The following is a 25,131-nucleotide window of genomic DNA, read 5'->3' on the forward strand; positions in this document are numbered from 1 at the left end:
GCAGGTACGGCTCGATGAACTCCCAGTCCTGGTCTGTCAGTTGCACTCGTGTCACACAAGACGGTCTACAGGATCGAAGATCACCGCGAGCGGGAGGCCCGCAGATTGATCACGACCCGATACGCGCCCTAGAAGCGGGCGTGAGCCTCCTGGCGAGCGCCTGAACGGCGACGGGGGCGGCCCCGGTCACCGCACGTGCGGTGACCGGGGCCGCCCCCGTCGGACAGCGGGTCCTACAGACCCGGGCCACGCACCGGGATGTGCGTGAACGTCGGCTCCGGGGCCGGGTTCTGGAAGAAGTCGTTGCCCTTGTCGTCGACGACGACGAAGGCGGGGAAGTCCTCGACCTCGATCTTCCAGACGGCCTCCATGCCGAGTTCCTCGTACTCGACGACCTCGACCTTCTTGATGCAGTCCTGCGCGAGGCGCGCGGCCGGGCCGCCGATCGAGCCGAGGTAGAAGCCGCCGTGCGCGTCGCACGCGTCGGTGACCTGCTGCGAGCGGTTGCCCTTGGCCAGCATCACCTTCGAGCCGCCCGCGGCCTGGAACTGCTCCACGTACGAGTCCATGCGGCCGGCGGTCGTCGGGCCGAAGGAACCGGACGCGTAGCCCTGCGGGGTCTTGGCCGGACCGGCGTAGTACACCGGGTGGTCCTTCAGGTACTGCGGCATCTCCTCGCCCGCGTCCAGCCGCTCCTTGATCTTGGCGTGCGCGATGTCGCGGGCCACGACGAGGGGGCCGGTGAGCGAAAGCCGCGTCTTCACCGGGTACTTGGTCAGCTCCGCGAGGATCTCGTCCATCGGCCGGTTCAGGTCGATCCTGACGACGTCCCCGTCCTGGTCCAGGTGCTCGTCCGTCGTCTCCGGCAGGAAGCGGGCCGGGTCCGTCTCCAGCTGCTCCAGGAAGACGCCCTCGGCGGTGATCTTCGCGACGGCCTGGCGGTCGGCGGAGCAGGAGACCGCGATGGCGACCGGGCAGGACGCGCCGTGCCGCGGCAGCCGCACCACGCGCACGTCGTGGCAGAAGTACTTGCCGCCGAACTGCGCGCCGATGCCGATCTTCTGCGTCAGCTCGAAGACCTTCTGCTCCAGATCCTTGTCCCGGAAGCCGTGACCCAGCTCCGAGCCCTCCACCGGGATCTCGTCCAGGTAGTGCGCGGAGGCGTACTTCGCGGTCTTCAGCGCGTACTCGGCGCTCGTGCCGCCGACGACGATCGCCAGGTGGTACGGCGGGCAGGCGGCCGTACCCAGCGAACGGATCTTCTCCTCCAGGAACTTCATCATGGAGGCCTCGTTCAGGACGGCCTTCGTCTCCTGGTACAGGAAGGACTTGTTGGCGCTGCCGCCGCCCTTCGCCATGAACAGGAACTTGTAGGCGCCGCCGTCCGTCGCGTACAGCTCGATCTGCGCCGGCAGGTTAGAGCCCGTGTTCTTCTCCTCCCACATGGTGAGCGGAGCCATCTGCGAGTAGCGCAGGTTCAGGTTCTGGTAGGCGTCGTAGATGCCCTTGGAGAGCGCCTTCTCGTCCTCGCCCGCGGTGAGCACGTTCTGGCCGCGCTTGCCCATGACGATCGCCGTGCCGGTGTCCTGGCACATCGGCAGCACGCCGGCCGCCGCGATGTTGGCGTTCTTCAGCAGGTCGAGCGCGACGAACTTGTCGTTGCCCGACGCCTCGGGGTCGTCGATGATGCGGCGCAGCTGGGCGAGGTGGGCCGGGCGCAGGTAGTGCTGGATGTCGTGGACGGCCTCCTCGGCCAGCTTGCGCAGCGCCTCCGGCTCCACCGTGAGGAACGTGCGCCCGTCCGGACCGTCGACGGTGGACACACCCTCGGAGGTCACCAGCCGGTAGGGGGTGGTGTCCTCTCCCTGGGGAAGCAGATCGGTGTACGCGAACTCAGGCATCTCAGCCCATTCCTCACTCTACGGACAGGGCTCGCCGACGCCGGCGAGCCTCACCAGCGTAGAACCTGCCACCGACAGGGAGCCTGTGAGGTAGGGCTCAGTGGATTCGATCACCGGGCGGGCGGGCAGATCGCCGGGTGGGCGGATCGCCGGGTAGGCGTGTCGATCACCGGGCGCGCGCGTCGATCACCGGGCGCGCGCGTCGATCACCGGGCACGCGCGTCGATCACTGGGCACACGCGGGCTACGCACGGCGCGCGGGCTGCGCACGGCGCGGATTGCGGGGGACACGCGGGTTGTCCACAGCCCCTAGTCGCGATCTATCGCGTTTCGGTACGCTGCTCTCGTGGACCTTCACAAGCACGCCCAGCCCCAGGACGCCGCGCCGCGCGTGTCCGACCTGCGCGCCTCGGACGCCGACCGCGACCGCGTCACCGACATCCTCCGCGACGCCCTGGCCGAAGGGCGGCTGACCGCGGAGGAGCACGCCGAGCGCGTGGAGGGGGTGCTGCACACCAAGACCGTCGGCGAGCTGGACACCTTCATCCGCGACCTGCCCGCCGCCCACCAGCAGGCGGCCGGCTCCCCCTACACGCCCGCGCCGCCCCGCCCGACGCCCGGCGCGATCCCCGTCGAGGCCGACGCCAACGTGGTGGCGGTCTTCAGCAGTGCCATGCGCCGGGGGCGCTGGCGCGCCGGGCGCCGGCTGCACGCGTACGCGATCTTCGGCAGCGTCGAGATCGACCTCAGCGAGGCGATCTTCGAGTACCAGCAGGTCGTGATCAAGGCCGTCTCGGTCTTCGGCGACGTCCAGATCCGCGTCCCGGAGAACGTGTCGCTGCGCGGCACCGGTGGCGGTGTCCTCGGCAACTTCGAGGTCCACCCCCTGGATTCGCCCGAGTCCGACGCGCCGGTGGTCTACGTCGACGGCCTGGCCGTCCTCGGCAACGTCGAGGCGCGCCCCAAGCGCGGCAAGCTCGTCTCGGACATCCTCGGGCGGGTCCACGAACGCGTCCAGGAGCGGGTCCAGAGCAAGCTGGAGCTGAAGCTGGACAAGCTGGACGGAAAGCTCGACAGGAAGCTCGACAGAAAGCTGCGCAAACACCTGGATCGCTGACGCCCGCTGATGCCCGAGAGGGGCGCGAACACGCCGCCGCACGCCTGCGGTCGGAAACGCAGTGCATAGGCGCGCGCACAGCGGGTAGGGCTGCTGCATCGTCTCTCGCTCGCGAATCCGTCGTCAGGAGTAGACCGTGCTGCAACCGCCGCCCTCGTCCTTGCAGGTAGCCGTCGTTCCGGCCCAGCGGGTGCCAGCGCGCGACAGGGACCAGGACACACCGTGGCACACCGGCGCGGTGTGCAGGCGTGACGAGGCCGGCCTCTTCTTCGCCCCGTCGAAGGAGCCCACCGCCGCCCGGCTCTCCCGTGAGGAGGCGGCCAAGCGCGTCTGCGCCCGCTGCCCCGTCATGGTCGAGTGCCGCGAACACGCCCTCCTCCAGCCCGAGCCCTACGGCGTCTGGGGCGGCCTGACGGCAGCCGAACGCCGCGTGGTCCTGGCGAGGCGCCGCCGACGCGACGTGGAACTGAAGAAGACGACCGGCGCGACAGCGGACCGCATGGCGGGCTAGGCATGACGGGCTGGACATGAGCAGGGGCGCCCTCTCCGCACCGAGGGCGCCGTCCCACCCAGGGGCGCGGGGAACTGCGCGACAAGCCACGACGAACCCGCAGCCGCCAACGCTCCCGCGCTCCTTGGGGCCAGGTGCTGCCCCGCCCGCCCCTCGGGCCAGCCGCTACTTCGCCCGATCGAAATCGATCGCGCTGTAGGCCCGCAGCTTGCTCAGCCGGTGCTCGGAGTCGATCCGCCGCACCGTCCCGGACTTGGACCGCATCACGATCGAGTCGGTCGTCGCCGTCTCCGACCGGTACCGGACCCCGCGCAGCAGCTCGCCGTCGGTGATGCCGGTGGCGACGAAGAACACGTTCTCGCCCTGCACCAGGTCCTCGGTCATCAGCACCCGGTCCAGATCGTGCCCGGCGTCGATGGCCCGCTGCCGCTCCGCGTCGTCCTTGGGCCACAGCTTGCCCTGGATGGTGCCGCCCAGGCACTTCACGGCACAGGCCGAGATGATGCCCTCCGGCGTACCGCCGACGCCGAGCAGCAGGTCGATGCCCGTGCCCTCGCGCAGCGCCAGGATCGAGCCGGCGACATCGCCGTCGGAGATCAGCTTGATGCGCGCGCCGGCCTCGCGGACCTCCTTGATGATCCCCTGGTGCCGCGGCCGGTCGAGGATGACGACGGTGACGTCCTCGGGCGCGGACCGCTTCGCCTTGGCGATGCGGCGGATGTTCACGGAGACGGGCGCGTCGATGTCGACGAAGTCCGCCGCCTCGGGGCCGGTGACCAGCTTGTCCATGTAGAACACGGCGGACGGGTCGAACATGGCGCCGCGCTCGGTGGCCGCGAGGACGGCGATCGCGTTCGGCATGCCCTTCGCCGTCAGCGTGGTGCCGTCGATCGGGTCGACGGCGATGTCGACCTCGGGCCCGGTGCCGTCGCCCACGCGCTCCCCGTTGAAGAGCATCGGGGCCTCGTCCTTCTCCCCCTCGCCGATGACGACGACGCCGTTCATCGACACGGTGGAGACGAGGGTCCGCATGGCGCGCACCGCGGCGCCGTCGGCGCCGTTCTTGTCACCGCGGCCGACCCAGCGGCCCGCGGCCATCGCCGCGGCCTCGGTCACCCGGACGAGTTCGAGGGCGAGGTTGCGGTCGGGAGCCTCGGAGGGTACATCGAGCTCGGACGGCAAGTGATGGTGCTCGGTCATCGGAGCGCACCTTTCTGATACGACGACGGCCGGATGAGGGTATGACCCGACTCTATCGTTAGGCCGACAAAATGAGCAGGGGACCCCACGGATGAGCGCCCGGGGCACCTGCGACGATAGGGGCGTGGCAGGTTCGAACGGCAAGCAGAAGACGGCCCGGGACATGATTCTCTCCCTGGCCGTGGTCGGTATCGCGGCGGCGGTCATCTACGTCTTCGTCCCGCATGACGATCACGCTCCCGACGTCAAGCGGGTCGACTACCGGGTCGAACTGCTCACGGCGCGGCGCGCGGCGAGCTACCCGGTGGCGGCCCCCGAGGGGCTGCCGGAGACCTGGAAGGCGACCTCTGTGCGCTTCCAGGGCACGGAGGGCGACCGTTGGCACCTCGGCTTCCAGGACCCGGACGGCCAGTACGTGCAGGTCGAGCAGTCCGCCGGCAAGCGCGCCGAGGTCATCGACCAGGCCAGCCAGGGCGCCAAGGCGACCGAGCGGACCGAGCGGATCGACGGCCGCACCTGGACCCACTACACGGGCGGCCGTTACGACGCCCTCGTCCTGGAGGGCACCCCCGGCTCCACGACCGTGGTCGCGGGCACCGCGTCGTTCGACAAGCTGACGACGATGGCGACGGCGCTGCGGCTGAAGTAGTCGCCGCTGAAGCAGGAGAGCGCGAGAAGAGGCCCCCGGCGGGACCGGGGGCCTCTTCTCATGTGTGGGGCGGGTTCAGACGGTCGTGACGACGTCGTCGAAGGCCAGGCGCGGCGAGCGCGGGTACCAGGCGTCCTCGCCCGGCTTGCCGATGTTGACGACCATCAGAGGGGTGTGGTCGTCGTCCAGGAACTCCTTGCGGACGCCCTCGAAGTCGAGACCGGTCATCGGGCCGGCGGCGAGGCCCGCGGCGCGGACACCGATGATGAAGTAGGCGGCCTGCAGGGAGGCGTTCAGCGCGGCGGCACCCTCACGGGTGGGACGCTCACTGAAGAACAGGTCCTTGGCCTGCGGGAAGTGCGGGAGCAGGGCCGGCAGCTCCTCGTGGAACTCGTTGTCCGCGGAGAGGATCGCGACCAGCGGGGCGGCGGCGGTCTTGGCCTGGTTGCCCTCGGCCATGTGCTGCACCAGGCGCTCGCGGGCGTCGTCGGAGCGGACCAGCGTGATGCGCAGCGGGCTCTGGTTGAAGGCGGTCGGGCCGTACTTGACCAGGTCGTAGATCGCCTGGACCTGCTCCTCGGTCACCGGCTCGTCGGTGAAGGTGTTCGCGGTGCGGGCCTCGCGGAACAGCAGGTCCTGGGCGGCGGGGTCAAGAACGAGAGACATGCGTGACTTCCTCGGGCGTGCGCGTCCGGTCCGCGGGTGCCCGGACCGGCTTACGGGAACGACCATACCCCTGAGAAGTTCAACCTTCAACCAAAGGTGGGGGTGGCGTGACCTGCTTCACAGCAGAAGCCTCACGCGGGACCCGCTGACGTGGTGCCGGCGTTTGCCGGCGCGGGACCTACTCGCCCTCTTACTCCTCTTCCCCGGCCTCCTCGGCCTCTTCCTCCGTGAGCGCCGCGTCCAGCCGGGCCCGCGCCCCCTTCAGCCAGCGCCGGCACACCGTTGCCAGCTCCTCGCCGCGCTCCCACAGCGCCAAGGACTCCTCGAGCGTCGTACCGCCGGCCTCCAGCCGCCGTACGACCTCGATCAACTCGTCCCGCGCCTGCTCGTACGAGAGCGCCTCATCCACCTTGCTGGTCATCCACCCACCCTAGACATCAGCCATCGACTCGAACGGTGAACTCACCCTCGGCGACCCTCGCACGCAGCGCCTCGCCCTCCGCCACGTCCTGCGGATCGCGCACCACGTGGCCGTCGGCCTTCTGCAGCACCGCGTATCCGCGCTTGAGCGTGGCGGCGGGGGAGAGGGCCACCACGCGCGCGTGCGTGTGCGTCAGCTCCGAGTCGGCGCGGTCCAGGAGGTGGCCGAGGGTGCGCCGGCCGCGGTCCAGCAGCGAGGCGACATGATCGGCGCGCTCGTCGATCATCCGGTGCGGATCCTCTATCGAGGGCCGCGCCAGCGCGTGCGCGAGCCCCCGCTCCTCCCGCTCCACCAGAGCCCCCACGCACCGCCGCGCCCGGTCCCGCAGCATCCGCACCCGCTCGGACTCCTCGCCCACGTCCGGCACGACCTTCTTGGCCGCGTCGGTGGGCGTGGAGGCGCGCAGGTCGGCGACGTGGTCCAGCAGCGGGTTGTCCGGCTCGTGCCCGATCGCGGAGACGACGGGTGTACGGCACTGCGCCACCGCCCGCACCAGCTGCTCGTCGGAGAACGGCAGCAGGTCCTCCACGCTGCCGCCGCCCCGCGCGACGATGATCACGTCCACGTCCTGGAGCGCGTCCAGCTCCTTCACGGCCTGTACGACCTGCGGGACGGCGTGTACGCCCTGCACGGGGACGTTGCGCACCTCGAAGCGGACGGCGGGCCAGCGGTGCCGGGCGTTCTCCAGCACGTCACGCTCCGCGGCGGAGGCGCGTCCGCAGACCAGCCCGATCAGCTGGGGCAGGAACGGCAGGGGCTTCTTGCGCTCCGGCGCGAACAGTCCCTCGGCCGCCAGCGACTTCTTCAGCTGCTCCAGCCGAGCCAGCAGCTCGCCGACCCCCACGGGCCTGATCTCGGCCGCGCGCAACGACAGCTGTCCGCGCGGCGCGTACCACTCCGGTTTCGCGAGGACGACGACGCGGGCGCCCTCACCGACGACATCGGCGACGGCGTCGAACACCTGCCGGTAGCAGGTCACGCTGACGGAGATGTCGTGCGACGGGTCCCGCAGCGTCAGGAACACGACCCCCGCGCCGGGCCGCCGCGACAACTGCGTGATCTGCCCCTCGACCCACACCGCCCCGAGACGGTCGATCCACCCGCCGATCATCCGGGAGACCTCCCCTACCGGGAGGGGCGCTTGGGGTGAGGTGTTCACAGCCATGCGCCGAGAGTAGTGCTCCGCACTGACAGCGCGGGTGGGTGTGTCTGCGGCTCGGTGGAGAGTGGTCGCGCAGTTCCCCGCGCCCCTGGGGGGTGGGGGTGCGGTCGGTTGTGTGCTGGCCGTTGCTGCGCTGTGCATGCGTCTGCGGCTCGGTGGGGGCTGGTCGCGCAGTTCCCCGCGCCCCTAGGGAGTTGAGGCCGCCGCCAGTTGGATTCGTTGCCGTAGCCACTCCGCCGCAGGTGGCCGCGACCCTAGGGAGTTGCGGGCCCGCCGGCTGGATTCGTCGCCGTGGCCATTCCGCCGCAGGTGACCGTGCCCGGCGCCCTCATGCGACTGCGGGCAGTCGTAGTCACCCGGGGCTGGCGGTCCCCACGCAGTTGCGGACCGCTGTAGCCACGCGGCCGCAGGCGACCGTGTTCCGCCGCGCCCGGTGAGCCGCGGGCAGTCGTAGTCACCCGGGCCGGCGGTCCCCACCCGGCCCCGCCCCCACGCGACTGCGGGCAGTCGTAGTCACCCGGGCCGGCGGTCCCTGCTCGGCTGCGGACCGTTGCGGCCACGCGGCCGCAGGTGACCGCGTTCCGCCGTCCCGCTGAGCCGCGTCCCGCTGGCCCCGTTCAGCCGCGGGCAGTCGTGCCGCTGGGGCGGCACGGGTGGGCGCGGCGGGGCCTCGCAAGCGTGGGTGAGTGAGAGGTGCCCCCGGTCGGCCTTCACGCCGTTCAGCAGTTGCTGGGGATGCGTGGGGGGCGTCCTCGTCCGATCGCCGGTGCCATGAGCACCACCAGCCCCGCCCCCAACCACACCGCGCCCACCAGCTGCGCGCCCCCCGCTGCCTCCGTGATCACGGTCAGCGTGACGGCCGCCCCCGCCACCGGCACCAGCACATGCCGCCACCAGCTCACCGACCCGCCGCCACTCCTGCGCACCGCGAAGAACCCCACCACGCTCGCGTGCAGCAGCGAGAAGGCCGACAGCGCGCCGATGGCGACGACCGAGACCAGCAGGTCGAGGCCGTCGGGGCGCCGGGCCGCCCAGACCGCCGCGACCAGCGTGACGACCGCGGCGGACAGCAGCGCCACCCGCGGCACGCCACCGTCCGTTCGCGCGAGCACCCGCGGCAGCCTCCGCTCCCGCCCCATCGCGAACAGCAGCCGCCCGGCCGCCGCCTGCCCGGCGAGCGCGGCGAACGCCGCGCCGACGGCCTTGCTCGCGGCCACGAGATCGTGCAGCCGGTGCCCGACGGACGTGTCGACGGCGTCGTAGAAGGCGGAACCCTGGAGCGCGGGATCCGCCGCCAGCCGCGCCGAGGACACCGGCTCCAGCAGCGCCACCAGGTACGTCTGCGCCACGAACAGCACACCGGCCAGCGCCAGACAGAACAGCAGGGCGCGCGCAGCCTTCCCCGAGCCCCCGGCGACCTCCTCCGCGAACGAGGCGATCGCGTCGAAACCCAGATACGACAGCACCGCCACCGAGACCGCCCCGATCACCGCCGACAGTGCGAACGCGCCCTGCGTGCCGTCCCCGGCCAGCGGCGACAGCAGCCCCCGCTGCGCCCCGTCCCGCGCCAGCACCACCACCGCCGAGACCACGAACACCAGCAGCACGGCGACCTCCATGGCCAGCACCAGGAAGCCCACGCGCGCGGCCACCCGCACGCCCCACAGGTTCAGCACGGTCGTGACGGCCACCGCCAGTGCCGTCCACACCCACCGCGACACCTCGGGCAGCAGCGCGTTCAGCGCGATCCCGGAGAACAGATAGGCCACCGCCGGGATCAGGACATAGTCCAGCAGCGCCATCCAGCCCGCGACGAACCCGGCCGCCTCACCGAGCCCCACGCGCGCGTAGGCGAACACCGAGCCCGCCCGGGGGACCACCCGCACCATCTGCGCGTAACTGAACGCCGTGAACGCCATCGCGCCCGTCGCCACCACGTACACCAGCGCCACCGCGCCGTGCGACCTCGCGTCCAGGGTTCCGAAGACGCCCACCGGCGCCATGGGTGCGATGAACAGCAGGCCGTAGACCACCAGATCCCGGAAGCCGAGGCCGCGCCGCAGTCCCCGGTGCGCGCCGGTCGCGGGGGCCGCCGTACCGGTGTCGGACATGCGCCCCAGTCTTCCCCGGAACGGGGAGGGCACGCGATCTCCGACCCGCCGAACGGGGCCCTTACGATGGGTCCCATGACCGCTTCGCCTGGCCGCCGTGTCCTGCTCGCCGCCCCTCGTGGTTACTGCGCCGGTGTGGACCGCGCCGTGATCGCCGTCGAGAAGGCCCTGGAACAGTACGGGTCCCCGATCTACGTCCGCCACGAGATCGTCCACAACAAGTACGTCGTGCAGACCCTGGAGAAGAAGGGCGCCATCTTCGTCGAGCGCACGGAGGAGGTGCCGCCGGGCAACATCGTGATGTTCTCCGCGCACGGCGTCGCCCCGGTCGTCCACGAGGAGGCCCGCAAGGGCCGCCTGGCCACCATCGACGCGACCTGCCCGCTGGTCACCAAGGTCCACAAGGAAGCCGTCCGGTACGCGGGCGAGGACTACGACATCCTCCTGATCGGCCACGAGGGTCACGAGGAGGTCATCGGCACCTCCGGCGAGGCCCCCGACCACATCCAGCTCGTCGACGGCCCCGAGGACGTCGCCAGGGTCGAGGTCCGCGACGAGTCGAAGGTCGTCTGGCTGTCGCAGACCACCCTGTCCGTCGACGAGACCATGGAGACCGTCGACGCCCTGAAGGCGAAGTTCCCGGGCCTGATCTCCCCGCCCAGCGACGACATCTGCTACGCCACCCAGAACCGTCAGCTCGCCGTGAAGCAGATGGGCGCCGAGGCCGAACTCGTCATCGTCGTCGGCTCCCGCAACTCCTCCAACTCCAAGCGGCTCGTCGAGGTCGCCAAGCTGGCCGGCGCCCGCGAGTCCTACCTGGTGGACTTCGCGAGCGAGATCGACGAGGCCTGGCTGGAGGGCGTCACCACGGTCGGCGTCACCTCGGGCGCCTCGGTCCCGGAGGTCCTGGTCGAAGAGGTCCTGGAGTTCCTCGCCGAGCGCGGTTACGGCGATGTCGAGCTGGTCCGGGCCGCCGAGGAGTCCATCACCTTCTCGCTGCCCAAGGAACTCCGCCGTGACCTGCGTGAAGAGGCCGCCACCCTGGTCGCCGAGCGCGGCGGCACGGGTACGGCGGAGGCGTGAGCGACCCTGCCTTCCGCGCTCCGTCCCGCACCCTGTCCCGCACCCCGTCCCGTACGTCCGGGGGCGTGACTGTCAGTCGCACGTCGTAACGTGGAGCCATGCAGATCTTCGGCGTGGATATTGGTGGATCCGGGATCAAGGGTGCCCCTGTGGACCTGGACAAGGGCGACCTGGCCCTGGAGCGGTGCAAGGTGCTCACCCCGCACCCGGCGACACCGGACGGCGTGGCGGACGGCGTGAAGCAGGTGATCGACCACTTCGGCTGGACGGGCCCCGTGGGCCTGACCTTCCCCGGAGTGGTCACCGGCGGCGCCACGATTCGTACGGCGGCCAATGTGGACAAGAGCTGGATCGACACGGACGCGCGTGCCCTGTTCAGCGACCGGCTGGGCGGCCTGCCGGTGACGGTGGTCAACGACGCGGACGCGGCGGGCGTCGCCGAGATGCAGTTCGGCGCCGGCCGCGACCGGCGGGGCACGGTCATCCTGCTGACCTTCGGCACCGGCATCGGCAGCGCCGTCTTCCACGACGGCCAACTGGTCCCCAACACCGAGCTGGGCCACCTGGAGCTGGGCGGGCACGACGCGGAGACGCGGGCCTCCAGCAAGGTCAAGGAGGACCAGGACCTCACGTGGGAGCACTGGGCGCGCCGCGTGCAGAAGTATCTGGCGCATGTCGAGATGCTCTTCTCGCCCGAGCTGTTCATCATCGGCGGCGGGGTCAGTCGCAAGGCCGACAAGTTCGTGCCGCTCCTCGAAGGCATCAAGGCCGAGATCGTACCGGCGCAGCTGCAGAACAACGCGGGGATCGTCGGAGCGGCGATGCGGGCGTCCCAGATCCAGCAGGTGGGCGGCGGACAGGGCTAGGCACGCGCAGGGCCGGACGTAGAGAGGCAGGCCGTACAGGGGGCGGGACGTTCAGGGACGGGACGTACGGGTTCAGGGACGGGCCGTACAGGGGTGCGGGACGTTCAGGGGGCGGTCGCGCTCAGCCGCGGCGCCGCCGCCTACGTACCCACCGTACCCGCCGTACGAGCACGATCGCCCCGGAGACCAGCGTCCCCCCGTACAGCCAGCCCGCCTGCGTGGCGAGCCCGGTGACCAGGCCCATCATCCGGCTGAGGAACCCCGCGCTGCCGTCGGCGACGGGGAACAGACCCACGGCGAAGGCGATGGGCACGACCACCGGCGCGGTCAGCAGGTCACCGCCGCGGACCCACAGCGCGGTCAGCACGCACACCGGCAGGAACAGCACGCCGTACACGGTCAGGGACGCCCCGAACAGCAGCTGGTCCAGGCAGCCCAGCAGGAACATGGCCGCCATGCAGAACAGACCTCCGCCGAGCCCGGTCAGCCGGGGGTTCGGCACCCGCCGGGCGGGCGGCACCGGCCGGGTGACCCGGACCTGCCGCGGGTCCCGCTGCGCCGCCGGAGCGGGCCTGCGGACGTCGGCCGGGCGGCGCCGAGCCTGCGGCGGCAGCTGCCCGGGCGGCAGCTTCCCCGCCGGCGACTGCGCAGGTGGCGGCGTGCCACGTCGCGGTCCGTCGTTCGGCGGTCGCGTTCTGTATTGCTCCATTGGACCAACTTAGGTCTGTTTATGTGCCCAATCACCCATGAGACACGCCGATGGAGCACCGAAGACACGCCGACGAGGACGTCCTGTCCAGGCGTTCGACACTCGCGGAATCCCGCCGCGGGAACGCCGTAAACTGGGAGATCGGTCATGTCAGTCATCAGTCTCTGGCCCCTGGCACCCTCCTGGCCCACTCATCTACGGGAAGTCGCAACGTGTCGCTCACGATCGGAATCGTCGGCCTGCCCAATGTCGGCAAGTCGACCCTTTTCAACGCCCTGACCAAGAACGACGTGCTGGCGGCCAACTACCCGTTCGCCACGATCGAGCCGAACGTCGGCGTGGTCGGTGTCCCCGACCCCCGCCTCGCCCAGCTGGCGTCGATCTTCGGCTCCGAGCGGCTCCTGCCGGCCACGGTCGACTTCGTCGACATCGCCGGCATCGTGCGCGGCGCCTCCGAGGGCGAGGGCCTGGGCAACAAGTTCCTCGCGAACATCCGCGAGTCCGACGCGATCTGCCAGGTCATCCGCGCCTTCAAGGACGAGAACGTCGTCCACGTCGACGGCAAGGTCTCGCCGAAGGACGACATCGAGACGATCAACACCGAGCTGATCCTCGCCGACCTCCAGACCATCGAGAAGGTCCTGCCCCGCCTCCAGAAGGAGTCGCGGATCAAGAAGGACGTCGCGCCGAAGGTCAAGGCCGTCGAGGAGGCCAAGGAGATCCTGGAGAAGGGCGACACTCTCTTCTCCCAGGGCATCGTCCAGGGCACCGAGCGCGCCGAGCTCCTCCACGACCTGCACCTCCTCACCACCAAGCCCTTCCTCTACGTCTTCAACGTCGACGAGGACGAGCTGACGGACGACGCCTTCAAGGACGAGCAGCGCGCCCTGGTCGCCCCCGCCGAGGCGATCTTCCTGAACGCCAAGCTGGAGTCCGACCTCGCCGAGCTGGACGAGGAGGAGGCCCTCGAACTGCTGGAGTCCGTCGGCCAGCACGAGCCCGGCCTCGCCACCCTCGCCCGCGTCGGCTTCGACACCCTCGGCCTGCAGACCTACCTCACGGCCGGCCCCAAGGAATCCCGCGCCTGGACCATCAAGAAGGGCGCCACCGCCCCGGAAGCCGCCGGTGTCATCCACACCGACTTCCAGAAGGGCTTCATCAAGGCCGAGGTCATCTCCTTCACCGACCTCCTCACCGCCGGCTCCGTAGCCGAGGCCCGCGCGAAGGGCAAGGCACGGATGGAGGGCAAGGAGTACGTCATGCAGGACGGGGATGTGGTGGAGTTCCGCTTCAACGTGTAGCGGGTGACATATCACCACGTGGCTGATCTGGCAAGCGTGCAGGTCAGAGAGGGTCCGACTCTTCGGGGTCGGGCCCTTAGGTTTTCCCCGTGCTGGGATGGTGCTGGGATAGCTGACCCCTCGTCACCTGTCGTCATCCCTGGTCATCCGTACCGTGCTGGGATCGTGCTGGGACGTGGATGCGGTGCCGGTGCTGGGTTCCGCTCCGGTGACTGGCTGAACCGTAGGACGGTGGCTGCTGGCTCTGGCAAAGTGGTCGGCACCGCTAGACGATTCTCGTGAGGAACTTGTAAGCACGCTCGGTAGCTTCATCTGGTCCATCGCTGACCAGCTTCGGGGCCCCTATCGCCCCAACCAGTACGGGACTGTGGTCCTCCCGTTCACGATCCTGCGGCGGCTCGACTGCATCCTTGAGCCCGATCAGGCGACGGTGCGAGAACTGGCAGCGAAGTTCGAGAACCCGAACCGGCTCAAGGTCGAGGTCAAGAAGGCCACAGGGCGGACCTTCTACAACACCTCCAACTACTCGTTCGCGAACTTGCTGGCCGACGCGGACGGGCTGGCGGACAACCTGGCCGACTACATCGACCGGTTCTCCGCCGACGTGGACGTGTTCGAGTACTTCGACTTCAAGAAGGAGATCCTGGCCCTGGAGAAGGCCGGGCTCCTGCGCGAGATCGTCAAGTCCTTCGGCAAAGTCGACCTCCACCCAGATGTGGTGTCGAACTCCGACATGGGCGACGCCTTCGAATACATCATCCGCAAGTTCAACGAGGCAGCGAACGAGACCTCCGGCGACCACTACACACCCCGCGACGCGATCCGGCTGCTGGTCGACCTGCTCTTCGCGGAGAAGGACGTCGACCTCACCGAGGGCGGCATTGTCCGATCGCTGTACGACCCCACCGCCGGCACCGGCGGCATGCTCTCCCTGGCAGAGGAGCACCTGCTCGCTGGGAACCCTGACGCGAAGCTGGGCCTGTACGGCCAGGAGTACAACCCTCAGTCGTACGCCATCTGCAAGTCCGACCTGCTCGCCAAGGGCCACTACGCGACCAACATCGCCTTCGGCAACACGCTCACTGACGACGCCTTCAAGGGCCGCCAGTTCGACTACTGCATGTCCAACCCGCCCTACGGCGTGGACTGGAAGCAGTACGCCAAGGCGATCAAGGAGGAGCGCGACTCGGCCGGCCCCTACGGCCGCTTCGCACCGGGCCTCCCCGCAACGTCCGACGGGCAGATGCTCTTCCTGCTCCACCTGGCCCACAAGATGCGCGCACCCGAGGACGGCGGCGGTCGCGTCGGCATCGTCATGAACGGCTCTCCGCTCTTCAACGGCGCCGCCGAATCCGGCCCCTCCAACATCCGCCGGTGGCTGCTGGAGAACGACCTCGTCGAAGCGATCGTCGCCCTGCCGACCAGCATGTTCTTCAACACCGGTATCGCCACGTACGTCTGGATCCTGGACAACACCAAGCACCCGGACCGCCAGGGGAAGGTCCAACTGATCGACGGCACGTCGTTCTGGACCAAGATGCGCAAGAACCTCGGCGCCAAGGGACGCGAGATCAGCGACGCCGACCGCGCCAATGTCCTGCGGCTGTACGACGACTTCGAGGACGCCGATCCTGAGTTCTCCAAGGTGCTACGCAACGACGAGTTCGGCTACTGGACGGTCACCGTCGAGCGCCCCCTGCTGGACGAGGGCGGGAACCCTGTCGCCAACCGCAAGGGTGACCCGAAGCCTGATTCGAAGAAGCGTGACACCGAGAACGTGCCCTTCACCTACGGCGGCTCCACCGCCAGCGCGGCAGCGGAGCGCGAAGTCATCCAGGCGTACTTCGGCGCGGAGGTGAAGCCACATGTTCCCGACGCCTGGATCGACTGGGCCAAGACCAAGACTGGCTACGAGATCCCCTTCACGCGGCACTTCTACAAGTACATTCCGCCCCGTCCGCTCGCTGAGATTGACGCTGACCTGGAGAAGCAGGTCGCCAAGATTCTGGATCTCCTGCGGGAGGTCGAGGGATGACGTCACGTACGGATCTGGTCGACTCCGGTGTGCCCTGGCTCGGCCGCGTGCCGACTGGCTGGAAGACGAAACCCCTGTGGTCGATGTTCGAGCGGACCAAGGATGTCGACCATCCGGAAGAGCAAATGCTCTCCGTGTTCCGAGAGTTCGGAGTTGTCGCGAAGGACTCTCGCGACAATATCAACAAGACCGCTGAGAACCGCAGCATCTACCAACTGGTGCATCCAGGCTGGCTCGTCGCCAACCGTATGAAGGCGTGGCAGGGCTCGGTGGGAATCTCCTCTCTCCGAGGCATCATCTCTGGGCACTACATCTGCTTCGCTCCTCGCCACGGCGAAGACAACCGATACCTCAACTGGCTGCTGCGTTCGACGGCCTACACGAATGGCTACGGTTTGCTTTCCCGGGGCGTCCGGATCGGGCAGGCAGAGATCGACAACGATCAGCTCAGGCTGATGCCGATCCTGCTGCCGCCAGCGCAGGAGCAGCGAGCTATCGCCGACTACCTCGACCGTGAGACGGCCCGCATCGACACGCTCGTCGAAGAGCAGCAACGGCTAATTGCGATGCTCCGAGAGCGGCGAGCATCCATGATCGGTTCGGCCCTGACGCCGACCGAACTGTGGGATCGCCGAAGGATCAAGTACATCGGTCAGACCAATCTGGGCAAGATGCTGGATGCGGGCCGGGCAGCCCGAGAAGGCGACCGGATGAGGCCGTACGTGCGGGCGGCAGACGTTCGTGCTGACGGGTCGGTGAACCTGGTAGATCTCAATGAGATGCCCTTTTCGGACGCGGAGATGGAGTTTTTTGACCTACGTGCCGGTGATGTCCTGTTGATCGAGGGCGGCGCGACGGTCGGGAGGCCCGGGTTCGTATTCGACTCGGTGCCTGGTGTTGCATTCCAGAAGACCGTCAACCGCCTTCGCCTCGGGGAGCAGGCTGATGCTCGATTCGTGTATTGGTCGATGCTTCGCCTGTACGAAACCGCTTATTACACCACCCACTTCAGCGCGGTCTCATTCGTTCACCTAACTGGTGAAAAGTTGAGAGAGATTGAACTGTGGCTTCCGCCGTTCGATGAGCAACGGGCGATCGCAGCACATCTCGACGATCAGACCGCAAGGATTGACTCACTCGTTGCCGAGTCGGAGCGGTTCATCGAACTCGCTCGCGAGCGCCGATCGGCACTGATCACGGCGGCCGTGACAGGACAGATCGACGTACGAGAGGCGGCGTGATGGCCGACCACAACGAGGCGGTCTTCGAGAAGGAGATCTGCGAATACCTTGAGGCCCGCGGCTGGCTGTATTCGGTGAACGACCACGACGGTGGCGAGTACGACCGCGAACGGGCTCTGTTCCCGGCAGATCTGTTCGCATGGCTGGAGGTGACGCAGAAGACGGCATACGAGAAGGCGCTGAAGGCGGCGGGGTCGCAAGCGAAGTTCCTTGACGTGCTGACCGCAGCGCTGGACAAGCCCCTGGAACATGGCGGCGGGACGCTGAACATCCTGCGCAACGGGGTTCAGTACATCGGTGGCGGCCGCCTGAAGATGGCGCAGTTCCGCCCCGAAACTACTCTCAACGCGACCACCGTGTCGCATTACGACGCAATGCGGGTGCGGGTGGTGCGGCAGGTGCACTTCTCGACTGCCGACCAGCGCACCATCGATCTGGTGTTCTTCCTTAACGGGCTCCCTGTGGCCACGGTTGAGCTGAAGACCGACTTCACCCAGTCGCTGGACGAGGCGATCAACCAGTACAAGCACGACCGCAACTCCCTGACGAACGGGCGCCCGGAGCCGCTGCTGTCGTTCGGCCATCGGGCACTGGTGCACTTCGCGGTCTCCAACGGCCTAGCGGCCATGACCACGAAGCTGGAGGGGGACAAGACCAACTTCCTTCCGTTCAACATCGGCTTCGACAGTGGCGCTGGCAATCCGCCTGGCGCGAACGACGGGTCGGCGACGGCGTATCTATGGGAACGCGTCTGGGAGAAGCACGCTTGGCTGAACGTCATCGGGCGGCTGATGATCGTGCAGACCAAGGAGGAGTGGGACGTCACCACCGGCACCTCGGTGCGGCGTACGAGCATGCTCTTCCCGCGCTTCCACCAGTGGGAGGCCGTCACGAGCATCGTCGCCGCAGTGAAGGAGGAGGGTGTCGGGCACCGGTACCTGATCGAGCACTCGGCTGGGTCAGGAAAGACGAACACCATCGCCTGGACCGCCCACGGGCTGGCCCGACTGCATGATGCCGACGACAAGAAGGTCTTCGACTCCGTCATCGTGGTCGTGGACCGTACCGTGCTCGACTCCCAGCTGCAGGATGCGATCCGGCAGATCGACGGGAACAAGAAGATTGTCGCGACGATCAGTCCCGAGGACGTCCGCAAGGCCGGCGCGAAGTCGAAGTCGGGTCTGCTGGCGCAGGCGTTGAAGAGCGGCGAGCTCATCATCGCGGTGACAGTGCAGACCTTCCCGCACGCGCTGGAGGAGATCCGGACCGACGCCAGCCTGAAGGGCAAGCGATTCGCCGTGATCGCTGATGAGGCGCACTCCTCCCAGTCGGGGCAGATCTCCTCGAAGCTGAAGCAGGTACTGACGGCCGAGGAGCTCAAGGAGATCGAGGAGGGCGGGGATGTCGATGTGGAGTCGGTGCTGGCCTCGGAGATGACCGAGCGGGCCGAATCGGAGAACATCTCGTACTTCGCGTTCACCGCGACGCCGAAGAACAAGACCCTCGAACTGTTCGGCCGCAAGGGCCCCGACGGCAAGCCGCGCGAGTTCCACCTGTACTCGATGAAGCAGGCGATCGAGGAGGGTTACATCCTCGACGTCCTCAAGGGCTATCAGTCCTACGACACCGCGCTGAAGATTGCTGGCAAGGCCGAGACCAGCGATGGAGGCGAGGTCGAGGAGGCCGCCGCCCGCAAGGGGCTGATGCGGTGGGTTCAGCTCCACCCGACGAACGTCAGCCAGAAGGTGCAGATCATCGTCGAGCACTTCCGCGCCAACGTCGCCTACCTCCTCGAAGGCAAGGCGAAGGCGATGGTGGTGACCGATTCGCGCAAGTCCGCGGTGAAGTACAAGCTGGCGATAGACGCCTATATTGCCAAGCGCCGCGCCGAGGACGCCTCGTACAACTACCGCACCCTGGTCGCCTTCTCGGGCGGGGTGACAATGCCCGAGGACGAGACCTGGCACAGCGACTGGGGTCCGCAGCCGTCGAAGGACGACGAGTTCACCGAGGCCAACATGAACCCCGGTGCCGGGGCTGATCTGGCGGCCGCGTTCAAGGGCGACACCTACAAGATCATGCTGGTCGCCAACAAGTTCCAGACCGGCTTCGACCAGCCCCTGCTCTCGGCGATGTACGTCGACAAGAAGTTGTCCGGGGTCACCGCGGTGCAGACGCTCTCGCGCCTCAACCGCACCCACCGCACCGCTGGTGGTGAGCAGAAGCGCAAGACATTCGTCATCGACTTCGCCAACAAGCCCGAGGACATCAAGACGGCCTTCGAGCCGTACTTCAAAAACGCGACTCTGGAGACCGAGACCGACCCGTATGTCGTCGTTCACCTGGCCAACAAGCTCGCCCAGGCCGGGATCTACACCGAGGACGACGTCCGCAAGGTCGCCGAACTGTGGGTGACACGGAAGGGCAACAACGCTCTCTCGGCGGCGATCAGCCCGGCGCAGCACGACTTCCGGCGACGCTACGCGCGAGCGATCGAGGAGGAAGATAAGGTCAAGCTCCAGGAGCTCGACCTGTTCCGCAAGGACGTCTCCACCTACGTACGGCTCTACGACTTCATGTCCCAGATCGTCGACTACGGCGACCCTTACATGGAGATGCTCTCGATCTTCCTGCGCCTGCTGGAGAAGGTGATTGCCGAGTCCGCTTGGGCGGCCGATGTGGACCTCTCCGACGTGGTGCTAGTCGGGGTCAAGCACAACAAGGCGATCCCGGTCGACATCTCACTCGTGGGCGACGGGCAGCTGAAGGGCATCAGCGCAGCCGGCACGGGGGCGAAGAAGGATCCGAAGTACGTCGCGCTTCAGGTCGTCATAGACAAGATGAACGACCTCTTCGGTGCCGAAACGTTCGCTGCCTCCCAGGTCAGGGAGTTCGTACAGGGCCTCGTGCAGCGGCTGCTCGCCGACCCGAACCTGGTCCAACAAACCAAGGTGAACTCCAAGAAGCAGTTCCTGGAGTCACAGGACTTCCAAGCCGCTGTCACAGAGGCAGTCGCAGACAACCAGGACGCCCACAACACGATGGCTGACTACTTCTTCACCGATGGGCCGGCCATCAACGCGATCATCGTTGCCCTTGCGGATGCCTTCTACGAAGCAGCAGCCGATCAGCAGGTGGGTTCCATCTGAGTGGACGCCGAGGTCAGACGTCCTTGATCTGTACGCGGTCGCCGCACAGTTTCGACCAGTCGTCGCGGTCCGAGGTCAGCACGAGGACGGGGGCCGGGGAGCGGAGAGCCATCGCGGCGACGAGGGCGTCGATTGCGTACTTGTGACCGTGCAGGCCACCGGCGTCGCTCAGCAGCTGCACCGCGGTGAGGCTGTCGGCCTGGGTGACGTCCTGGACCTGAAGGCGGGAGAGCACCCAGTGCAGCCGGGCGGTGTCCGTTTTCCCGTAGACGGCCTCCACCACCGTCAGGGCAGATACGAGGACGGGCACGCCCACGCGCCGAGCGGCCTCGATCCGGGTGATCATCTGGCGGTCGTTACGCAACAACAGCGACAGCGCCTGGGAGTCGAGCACCAGGGACCTGGCCGCCGGCTCTTTCATGCGGCGCTGTCGTTCGACGCGTAGGGCGCCGGTGCGTCACCGAACAGTTCGCTCTGTGCGGCCTGGACTTCGGCCTCGCTCAGCGGCTCGTGCTCGGCTTCGTAGGCGGCCACGATCTCGGCGAGGCCGTCCATCGCGAGCTGATGCCGGACCGCTGCCGCCACATACGCGGAGACGCCGCGCTTGCCAGTGCGTGTGCGCAGAGCACCGAGGAGTTCCGAGGGCATCGAGACGGAGATGTTCTCCGTGCCGCCGGGGCGGGGTGACTTCATGACTGCAAGTCTAGTACAGAAACTATTACAGCGTCTGGAGTGCTGCGCAACCTGTATCCGGGGCGGGCGGTGATGCGTAGTCTTGGCGCTTCCGGATCTTTTTGTACTTTGCAGTGAATCCCGTGCTGGGATGGTGCTGGGATGCGCCCACATACCCGCAGGTCAGAGCCTTGTGGTGGAGTTCCGCTTCAACGTGTAGTGCCTGATTCCTTGATCGGCTGAAGTGGCTGTTTAGAGCAAGAAACCCCAGGTCAGGGGGCCAGATCTTCGGATCTGGCCCCTTCCTGTTTTCTCCTGCGGATTCAGGCTGTTTCCGGGGCGTGTGCTGACTTGGTGCTGACCCTGGCGGCGGGTATCGGGGACTCTGACCTGGGGCTCCGGCGGGGGAGGGGAGGGCAGCCGAAGGGATTGACCCGGACGAAGCGACGGCAGACCGGTTTCCCGTTCTGGAAATCCGAACCTCTTGTTGTGCAGGCCGCCGACTGGGAACGATGAACGGGACACCGGAGCACGGGAACAAGGGGGCACCGTATGAGGCTGACGAAGCTGGCCACGACCTGTGAGAACGGGGACTGCCCACCCTGTACGCGACCGACAAGGGAACCCTGATCGTGCAGGGAGGCGTGCCGAGCGGCCACGGCCTCGCGTGCCGGAGGGCGAAGCCCTGGTGGAGATCCCGATGGACCTCATCCGGAAGGCAATCCGTGATCAGCGCATCTAACGACCTGGCCGCCCGCTTCTCTACCTTCCAGGAAGAGGCGTTCCGGCTGGAGACCCTCGACGACTACAGCAACTCCGGAAACCCCGCAGCCTTCCGCTCCTTCCTCGCAGGGGAGCCCAAGCCCGCGGACTACAATGCGGGCTGGCTGGAGACCGTGAGCAAGGCGACGGAGAGCGGGAAGCGCATGGTGCGCGTCCACGTCCTGTCCCGCCCGCTCTCGCCGTACCTCCGCTACGAGCTGGGCCGGGGCTATCTGACGAACATGACCGCGGGCGAGGAATTCCACATCCTCGACGTGACAGACCGCACGAACCCACTGGAGGGTGCGCCCGACTTCTGGCTCTTCGACGGCCGTGAGCCGGTTGTTCTCAACTACGACGAGAACGGCGCGTTCACCGGTCCGACGTTCATCCCGGCGGAGGGTGCGGTGTCCACGAGCAAGGAGTCCGAGTACGCGACCTATCGAAGTGTCGCCCTGGCCGCGTCGGTGCCCTTCACCGAGTGGTGGGAGAAGCACGGAGCAGCGTGAATCAGGCAGAACTGGGCGCCGCGCTGCGGGCGCTGCGGCAGGCATCCGGCAAGGAAGCCAAAGCCGTCGCTCGCAGCGCTGTCATGTCGACTGCCAAGCTGTCGAAGATCGAGAACGGCCGTGTAGCCCCGGCGACGGCGGACGTGGAGCGCATCCTCACGGCCTTGGACGTGTCCCCAGAGATCAAGGCCGAGTACCTTGCCGTAGCCCGCGCACAGGCCACAGAGGCAACCGCGTGGCGCCTCTTTCGGCGCATGGGCTACCACAAGAAGCAGGAGCAGATCAGGGCGCTTGAGTCCTCGATGACGCTCTTGCGCCTCTTCCAGCCGTCGCTCGTTCCCGGCCTGCTCCAGACGCCTGAGTACATTCGGGCGGTGCTGGAGCCGAAGGGGCTCACGGACGAACAGCTCGCCCGTACGGTCTCCGCCCGGATCGAGCGGCAACGCGTCCTGTACGACACCCGCAAGGCCCTGCACTTCGTGGTTACGGAACCCGTCCTGCGCTGGCGTCTCCTTCCGCCCGCGATGATGGTGGGCCAGCTGGACCGCATCGTGTCGGTGTCCCGCCTGCCGAACGTGGACGTGCGCGTGGTCCCCCTCGACGCGCCGCAGCGCGACGTGCCCGGTCACTCCTTCGTCATCCGGGACGACCGTGTGGTGACGGTCGAGACGACACACGCCGAGGTGGTCGTCACCGACCCACGGGACGTCTCCCTGTACGTCGAGAAGTTCGACCGCTTCGCCTCCGTGTCCCTTGCCGGGGACGCAATGCGTGACCTAGTCGAGGGCATCCGGGACGCGTTCTTGCGCGAACGGGAAATGCCCTAGCTTCGGCCCCTCGGACCGGCTGACCATGGCCTTCTCGACGAGATGCGGGGAGGCATACGAGATGCACGGAGAACCGTCGACGCTGCCGGAGCCGGTGGCTTCTTCCCTACCGCCGGCACGGCCGGAGCCCGTCCCGGGCTGCCGGGACTGCCTCGGCCTCGCGGTACAACGGGCCAACGCCGGGTCGGTCTGGGACTACTCCAAGGTGTCCGACATGAACGTGACCCTGCGCGCACACCTGCGGGACGCGCACGGGGGCGAGTAATGCCCCGCGCTGTGCTGCGGTACGTCACGCATCGGATCACCCAGCACCCAGACACCGACGTGACGTTCGAGGCCGAGTGCCTCCGCTGCGACTGGTCGGCGACGCCTTCCGAGGACGGGGCGGCCGTGGACATCGAGTGCATGGGGCACATAGGACGCACCGGCCACGAGGGATTCAGGCGGGTGTGCACGTCGTTCGCTCTGGTGGTGCGGGCGGGGTGACGGCGGCCCGAGCGTCCCTTGCTTCAGTTGCCGTCAGACGCGCTGGAGGCGACGCCGACGGCCCCAGCACGCGACACAGACACGGCCTCCGTATGAGATCGAACAGGACGAAACCCATGGCGAAGCGTTCCGAGCCGAAGAAGACGATGACCAAGGAGGAGTGGATCGAACAACAGCTGGCCAATGCCCCGGAGCCGACGGCCGAGGATGTCTGGTGGGTGCTCAACAGGTTCGGCTTCCCGACGGAACAGGTGGAGGCGGCCTACTAGGGGATGCTCCGGGAGAAGGAGGAACGCGCCGCAAGGCGCACAGCTGGAGCCCTGAGCTTCATCGCGGCTCCAAGGCTCCGCGCCACTCGGCGAGCCGGTCAGCCTGCCTGGCTCACGAGACGGGCTGTGTTCAGCTGAGCGGGGATGCGCAGACCGTGAACGGCCCGGCCGCCCGGCTCCACGATTCTCCCCTGGCGAGAGCTGCCGCGCCTTCCGTGCGCAGCGACGTGACCACGGGGGTCAGGAAGTCCGTACGCCAATGCTGCACGGCCTCCGGCTTCATGCCGCTCGCCTCGACCGAGGCCCCCACCCTGGCTTCGAGTACGGCCGCGCCCTGCGCCACGTCGTTCCCGGTCCACTCGTCCACGTGCTCGGCCACCAGGGCCCAGGTCAGCTTGATCACGCGCGGATCGTACGGACGGCGGCGGGCGGCGTGAAGAGCCAGAGGTGAGAGCGGGGGTGGGGGTACGACCCCGGAAGGGGCCCGTCGTCGGCCGCCGCGTCTTAGCAGCTCGGGTTCTGCCACGGTTCCTGGGGCGACGGGGCAGCTGTGGCGCTCCCTCCGGCGGCGATAGAACCGCAGGTCAGCGGCGGTCCAACCGCTCTGTAGGGCATCCGTCGGCACTGCACAGAATGAGAAGTGCTCAGGCCGCGGCTTCGCCGGGGTCCTCGTCCTCGTCTTCCGAGGAGCCGCCCCGCTCGTAACCCGACACGTCGATCTCGCGGCCGTCTGCGAGCCGTCTCTTGTGCGGGGCGACGTTGTGCTTGGCGGGCGGGTTCCGCTGCTCCTTCTCCTCTGTAGAGTCGGCGGCCGACCCGGTGTCCTGGGACTCCTTGGCGACGTTCTGTTCCTGGGCATGCCTAGCGGCCAGGACGGCGACGGCCAGGGCCGCGCTGCCGACCGTGCCGGCCACGGCGAGGATTTTCGGCTTGTGCTTGCTGACCCAGCCCTTCGCCTTGGCGAAAGAGGTGGGCTCGCCGTCCTCGGGGATGGGATCGCTGGGCGTGGAGTCAGTCACGCGCACAGACCTACCGGACCCGTCCCTCGCCTGTCAGGCAATCACCCGACATCGCCCGATCAGGTTCCGTGGCGCTCGTACGTCTTCGCGTCTTCGTGAAGGTGCATCCTTTGGCCGCCGCAGCCGATTGCCGTCTTCGCTCTGTGGCCCGACCGCCGGGCGGCTCTGCTTGGCGTCGGCCGCGAGGTGCCTCTCTTCCCATACAAGGCAGCTCTGCCGCTTTCTCTACTACGCTTCCCGGGTGGACTCGGCTGCCGCTTTTTGCGTGAAAGCCCCGGCGTTCACGCCGGGGATGAAAGGCACCTCAGGGCTGCTCTGACCCGCAGGCTAGAGCGGACGTTTTTGCTGCTCGATGTACTGGCGGACGATCGCCAACGGTGCTCCGCCGCACGACGCGGAGAAGTA

The 25,131-nt window shown here is 68.0% G+C and carries 25 protein-coding genes; 14 read left to right on the top strand and 11 right to left on the bottom strand.

The features are described 5' to 3' along the window. Window positions 1–233 precede the first annotated feature (233 nt). On the bottom strand, window positions 234–1,901 hold the full coding sequence (locus ACGFYV_RS36365; RefSeq protein WP_393882825.1) for a fumarate hydratase: 1,668 nt from the start codon (window positions 1,899–1,901) through the stop codon (window positions 234–236). Window positions 1,902–2,247: 346 nt separating this feature from the next. Between ACGFYV_RS36365 and ACGFYV_RS36370 the strand changes: the two genes are divergently transcribed. Beyond that, the gene (locus ACGFYV_RS36370; RefSeq protein ID WP_393882826.1) at window positions 2,248–3,018 is read left to right on the top strand and encodes a DUF1707 domain-containing protein; all 771 of its coding nucleotides are present in this window, start codon (window positions 2,248–2,250) and stop codon (window positions 3,016–3,018) included. 136 nt (window positions 3,019–3,154) lie between these two features. Continuing rightward, window positions 3,155–3,529: a WhiB family transcriptional regulator gene (locus ACGFYV_RS36375; protein WP_393882827.1), complete on the top strand. Its 375-nt coding sequence runs from the start codon at window positions 3,155–3,157 to the stop codon at window positions 3,527–3,529. Between the two features lie 165 nt (window positions 3,530–3,694). Here ACGFYV_RS36375 and glpX read toward each other — a convergent pair whose 3' ends face one another. Then, window positions 3,695–4,729, bottom strand: coding sequence for a class II fructose-bisphosphatase (glpX, locus tag ACGFYV_RS36380; RefSeq protein WP_393882828.1), 1,035 nt, complete (start codon window positions 4,727–4,729; stop codon window positions 3,695–3,697). A 124-nt stretch (window positions 4,730–4,853) separates the two neighbouring features. On the opposite strand from glpX, the gene ACGFYV_RS36385 reads away from it, so the two are divergent. Next, window positions 4,854–5,378 (top strand): DUF4245 domain-containing protein, encoded by a 525-nt coding sequence (locus ACGFYV_RS36385; RefSeq protein WP_393882829.1) that lies wholly within the window; start codon window positions 4,854–4,856, stop codon window positions 5,376–5,378. 75 nt (window positions 5,379–5,453) lie between these two features. Here the strand turns inward: ACGFYV_RS36385 and ACGFYV_RS36390 are convergent, their stop codons facing one another. From ACGFYV_RS36390 to ACGFYV_RS36405, 4 genes are all read right to left on the bottom strand, one after another. Beyond that, a complete protein-coding gene (locus ACGFYV_RS36390; RefSeq protein WP_393882830.1) occupies window positions 5,454–6,044 on the bottom strand; it encodes a malonic semialdehyde reductase in 591 nt (196 codons plus the stop codon). 190 nt (window positions 6,045–6,234) lie between these two features. Beyond that, window positions 6,235–6,465: an exodeoxyribonuclease VII small subunit gene (locus ACGFYV_RS36395; protein WP_393882831.1), complete on the bottom strand. Its 231-nt coding sequence runs from the start codon at window positions 6,463–6,465 to the stop codon at window positions 6,235–6,237. Window positions 6,466–6,481: 16 nt separating this feature from the next. Further along, the gene (gene xseA / locus ACGFYV_RS36400) at window positions 6,482–7,690 is read right to left on the bottom strand and encodes an exodeoxyribonuclease VII large subunit (RefSeq protein WP_393882832.1); all 1,209 of its coding nucleotides are present in this window, start codon (window positions 7,688–7,690) and stop codon (window positions 6,482–6,484) included. Between the two features lie 716 nt (window positions 7,691–8,406). Continuing rightward, complete coding sequence (locus tag ACGFYV_RS36405; RefSeq protein ID WP_393882833.1) at window positions 8,407–9,798, bottom strand: APC family permease; 1,392 nt, start codon at window positions 9,796–9,798, stop codon at window positions 8,407–8,409. A 66-nt stretch (window positions 9,799–9,864) separates the two neighbouring features. Here ACGFYV_RS36405 and ACGFYV_RS36410 point away from each other — a divergent pair, with 66 nt between their 5' ends. Both ACGFYV_RS36410 and ppgK read left to right on the top strand, forming a co-directional pair. Next, window positions 9,865–10,881, top strand: a complete 1,017-nt coding sequence (locus ACGFYV_RS36410; protein ID WP_393882834.1) for a 4-hydroxy-3-methylbut-2-enyl diphosphate reductase — start codon at window positions 9,865–9,867, stop codon at window positions 10,879–10,881. 98 nt (window positions 10,882–10,979) lie between these two features. After that, entirely contained in the window at window positions 10,980–11,747 is a 768-nt protein-coding gene (ppgK, locus tag ACGFYV_RS36415) for a polyphosphate--glucose phosphotransferase (protein WP_393882835.1), read from the top strand. 121 nt (window positions 11,748–11,868) lie between these two features. On the opposite strand, the gene ACGFYV_RS36420 is transcribed toward ppgK, so the two are convergent. Further along, the gene (locus ACGFYV_RS36420; RefSeq protein ID WP_393882836.1) at window positions 11,869–12,456 is read right to left on the bottom strand and encodes a DUF6542 domain-containing protein; all 588 of its coding nucleotides are present in this window, start codon (window positions 12,454–12,456) and stop codon (window positions 11,869–11,871) included. Between the two features lie 212 nt (window positions 12,457–12,668). Here ACGFYV_RS36420 and ychF point away from each other — a divergent pair, with 212 nt between their 5' ends. The 4 genes from ychF (at window position 12,669) to ACGFYV_RS36440 (ending at window position 20,182) form a co-directional block, all read left to right on the top strand. Next, window positions 12,669–13,757, top strand: coding sequence for a redox-regulated ATPase YchF (gene ychF / locus ACGFYV_RS36425; RefSeq protein WP_393882837.1), 1,089 nt, complete (start codon window positions 12,669–12,671; stop codon window positions 13,755–13,757). A 310-nt stretch (window positions 13,758–14,067) separates the two neighbouring features. Beyond that, entirely contained in the window at window positions 14,068–15,792 is a 1,725-nt protein-coding gene (locus tag ACGFYV_RS36430) for an N-6 DNA methylase (RefSeq protein WP_393882848.1), read from the top strand. Further along, window positions 15,789–17,033 carry a restriction endonuclease subunit S gene (locus ACGFYV_RS36435; RefSeq protein WP_393882838.1) on the top strand — a complete coding sequence of 415 codons (1,245 nt, stop codon included), beginning with the start codon at window positions 15,789–15,791 and terminating at the stop codon, window positions 17,031–17,033. The genes ACGFYV_RS36430 and ACGFYV_RS36435 overlap by 4 nt, the downstream gene beginning before the upstream one ends. After that, a complete protein-coding gene (locus tag ACGFYV_RS36440) occupies window positions 17,033–20,182 on the top strand; it encodes a type I restriction endonuclease subunit R (protein ID WP_393882839.1) in 3,150 nt (1,049 codons plus the stop codon). Before ACGFYV_RS36435 ends, ACGFYV_RS36440 begins: the two co-directional genes overlap by 1 nt. A 13-nt stretch (window positions 20,183–20,195) precedes the next feature. Here ACGFYV_RS36440 and ACGFYV_RS36445 read toward each other — a convergent pair whose 3' ends face one another. Continuing rightward, a complete protein-coding gene (locus tag ACGFYV_RS36445) occupies window positions 20,196–20,603 on the bottom strand; it encodes a PIN domain-containing protein (protein WP_393882840.1) in 408 nt (135 codons plus the stop codon). Beyond that, complete coding sequence (locus tag ACGFYV_RS36450) at window positions 20,600–20,875, bottom strand: hypothetical protein (RefSeq protein ID WP_393882841.1); 276 nt, start codon at window positions 20,873–20,875, stop codon at window positions 20,600–20,602. Before ACGFYV_RS36450 ends, ACGFYV_RS36445 begins: the two co-directional genes overlap by 4 nt. Window positions 20,876–21,579: 704 nt before the next feature. Here ACGFYV_RS36450 and ACGFYV_RS36455 point away from each other — a divergent pair. The 5 genes from ACGFYV_RS36455 to ACGFYV_RS36475 all read left to right on the top strand — a co-directional run bounded on the left by ACGFYV_RS36455 (window position 21,580) and on the right by ACGFYV_RS36475 (window position 23,707). Further along, a complete protein-coding gene (locus ACGFYV_RS36455; protein ID WP_393882842.1) occupies window positions 21,580–22,125 on the top strand; it encodes a DUF6879 family protein in 546 nt (181 codons plus the stop codon). Then, the gene (locus ACGFYV_RS36460) at window positions 22,122–22,952 is read left to right on the top strand and encodes a helix-turn-helix domain-containing protein (RefSeq protein WP_393882843.1); all 831 of its coding nucleotides are present in this window, start codon (window positions 22,122–22,124) and stop codon (window positions 22,950–22,952) included. Before ACGFYV_RS36455 ends, ACGFYV_RS36460 begins: the two co-directional genes overlap by 4 nt. A 61-nt stretch (window positions 22,953–23,013) precedes the next feature. Beyond that, entirely contained in the window at window positions 23,014–23,217 is a 204-nt protein-coding gene (locus ACGFYV_RS36465; RefSeq protein WP_030145785.1) for a hypothetical protein, read from the top strand. Then, the gene (locus tag ACGFYV_RS36470; protein WP_393882844.1) at window positions 23,217–23,438 is read left to right on the top strand and encodes a hypothetical protein; all 222 of its coding nucleotides are present in this window, start codon (window positions 23,217–23,219) and stop codon (window positions 23,436–23,438) included. Before ACGFYV_RS36465 ends, ACGFYV_RS36470 begins: the two co-directional genes overlap by 1 nt. A gap of 116 nt (window positions 23,439–23,554) precedes the next feature. After that, on the top strand, window positions 23,555–23,707 hold the full coding sequence (locus tag ACGFYV_RS36475; protein ID WP_393882845.1) for a hypothetical protein: 153 nt from the start codon (window positions 23,555–23,557) through the stop codon (window positions 23,705–23,707). Between the two features lie 130 nt (window positions 23,708–23,837). Here the strand turns inward: ACGFYV_RS36475 and ACGFYV_RS36480 are convergent, their stop codons facing one another. Together ACGFYV_RS36480 and ACGFYV_RS36485 are read right to left on the bottom strand one after the other, a co-directional pair. Further along, entirely contained in the window at window positions 23,838–24,110 is a 273-nt protein-coding gene (locus ACGFYV_RS36480; RefSeq protein WP_393882846.1) for a hypothetical protein, read from the bottom strand. A gap of 241 nt (window positions 24,111–24,351) precedes the next feature. Further along, entirely contained in the window at window positions 24,352–24,726 is a 375-nt protein-coding gene (locus ACGFYV_RS36485) for a hypothetical protein (protein WP_393882847.1), read from the bottom strand. Between the last annotated feature and the right edge of the window lie 405 nt (window positions 24,727–25,131).

It is taken from the genome of Streptomyces sp. NPDC048297 (genome assembly GCF_043201585.1).
Classification (GTDB): domain Bacteria; phylum Actinomycetota; class Actinomycetes; order Streptomycetales; family Streptomycetaceae; genus Streptomyces.

What these genes read in the sequence shown, in the direction of transcription:
- ACGFYV_RS36420 (WP_393882836.1), bottom strand. Translation starts at nt 12,456, where the DNA reads ATGGAGCAATACAGAACGCGACCGCCGAACGACGGACCGCGACGTGGC.
- ACGFYV_RS36395 (WP_393882831.1), bottom strand. Translation starts at nt 6,465, where the DNA reads ATGACCAGCAAGGTGGATGAGGCGCTCTCGTACGAGCAGGCGCGGGAC.
- ACGFYV_RS36440 (WP_393882839.1), top strand. Translation starts at nt 17,033, where the DNA reads ATGGCCGACCACAACGAGGCGGTCTTCGAGAAGGAGATCTGCGAATAC.
- ACGFYV_RS36365 (WP_393882825.1), bottom strand. Translation starts at nt 1,901, where the DNA reads ATGCCTGAGTTCGCGTACACCGATCTGCTTCCCCAGGGAGAGGACACC.
- ppgK (WP_393882835.1), top strand. Translation starts at nt 10,980, where the DNA reads ATGCAGATCTTCGGCGTGGATATTGGTGGATCCGGGATCAAGGGTGCC.
- glpX (WP_393882828.1), bottom strand. Translation starts at nt 4,729, where the DNA reads ATGACCGAGCACCATCACTTGCCGTCCGAGCTCGATGTACCCTCCGAG.
- ACGFYV_RS36445 (WP_393882840.1), bottom strand. Translation starts at nt 20,603, where the DNA reads ATGAAAGAGCCGGCGGCCAGGTCCCTGGTGCTCGACTCCCAGGCGCTG.
- ACGFYV_RS36450 (WP_393882841.1), bottom strand. Translation starts at nt 20,875, where the DNA reads ATGAAGTCACCCCGCCCCGGCGGCACGGAGAACATCTCCGTCTCGATG.
- xseA (WP_393882832.1), bottom strand. Translation starts at nt 7,690, where the DNA reads ATGGCTGTGAACACCTCACCCCAAGCGCCCCTCCCGGTAGGGGAGGTC.
- ACGFYV_RS36475 (WP_393882845.1), top strand. Translation starts at nt 23,555, where the DNA reads ATGGCGAAGCGTTCCGAGCCGAAGAAGACGATGACCAAGGAGGAGTGG.
- ACGFYV_RS36390 (WP_393882830.1), bottom strand. Translation starts at nt 6,044, where the DNA reads ATGTCTCTCGTTCTTGACCCCGCCGCCCAGGACCTGCTGTTCCGCGAG.
- ACGFYV_RS36410 (WP_393882834.1), top strand. Translation starts at nt 9,865, where the DNA reads ATGGGTCCCATGACCGCTTCGCCTGGCCGCCGTGTCCTGCTCGCCGCC.
- ACGFYV_RS36435 (WP_393882838.1), top strand. Translation starts at nt 15,789, where the DNA reads ATGACGTCACGTACGGATCTGGTCGACTCCGGTGTGCCCTGGCTCGGC.
- ACGFYV_RS36465 (WP_030145785.1), top strand. Translation starts at nt 23,014, where the DNA reads ATGCACGGAGAACCGTCGACGCTGCCGGAGCCGGTGGCTTCTTCCCTA.
- ACGFYV_RS36470 (WP_393882844.1), top strand. Translation starts at nt 23,217, where the DNA reads ATGCCCCGCGCTGTGCTGCGGTACGTCACGCATCGGATCACCCAGCAC.
- ACGFYV_RS36405 (WP_393882833.1), bottom strand. Translation starts at nt 9,798, where the DNA reads ATGTCCGACACCGGTACGGCGGCCCCCGCGACCGGCGCGCACCGGGGA.